This is a genomic window from Vibrio sp. M260121 (genome assembly GCF_036533715.1).
GTDB lineage: Bacteria > Pseudomonadota > Gammaproteobacteria > Enterobacterales > Vibrionaceae > Vibrio.
In genome coordinates, this window is the sequence record NZ_JATABF010000117.1 from 1 (window position 1) to 648 (window position 648).

2 tRNA genes are annotated in these 648 nt (G+C 43.1%); both read left to right on the plus strand.

Going from position 1 to position 648, the window contains the following annotated elements:
• Nucleotides 1-68: 68 nt before the first annotated feature.
• A tRNA-Lys gene (locus tag QTO06_RS25355) sits at nucleotides 69-144 on the plus strand.
• A 30-nt stretch (nucleotides 145-174) separates the two neighbouring features.
• A tRNA-Val gene (locus QTO06_RS25360) sits at nucleotides 175-250 on the plus strand.
• The last annotated feature ends 398 nt before the right edge of the window (nucleotides 251-648 follow it).

Genomic DNA, 648 nt, shown 5'->3' on the forward strand with positions numbered 1-648 from the left:
TCTAGAGGCCTAGGACACCGCCCTTTCACGGCGGTAACAGGGGTTCGACTCCCCTACGGGATACCATTGGGTCGTTAGCTCAGTTGGTAGAGCAGTTGACTTTTAATCAATTGGTCGCAGGTTCGAATCCTGCACGACCCACCATTCTTCTCCACGAAGAATCAAAACTTATGTGGGCGATTAGCTCAGTTGGGAGAGCACCTGCCTTACAAGCAGGGGGTCACTGGTTCGAGCCCGGTATCGCCCACCATTCTCTAAGTATTTTTGGATAGGAATTCCAAACCACTTCAGTAAAACGTACGTGGTTAGAATCTTCGACTCTGAAAGTCTTTAGAAAATGACTTCTTAGGAAGTGATTAGCTCTTTAACAATTTGGAAAGCTGACAAAACAATCCTTGTCTTTAAATAGATAGGAGATTGTTTGTAAAGTTCTCAATGTTTGTCTTTAAGACAAACACCAAAAAACACATTCAAGTGTTCTTGGGAATATCACTTTTACAGTGATTATTCGAAATTGAGTCCGGCAAAATCGAAATGTCTCTCGCTCATTCAAATAATGAGAGACAACTTTGGTGATTTGAACATCAACTCGAAACTCCTTCGGGTTGTATGGTTAAGTGACTAAGCGTACACGGTGGATGCCTTGGC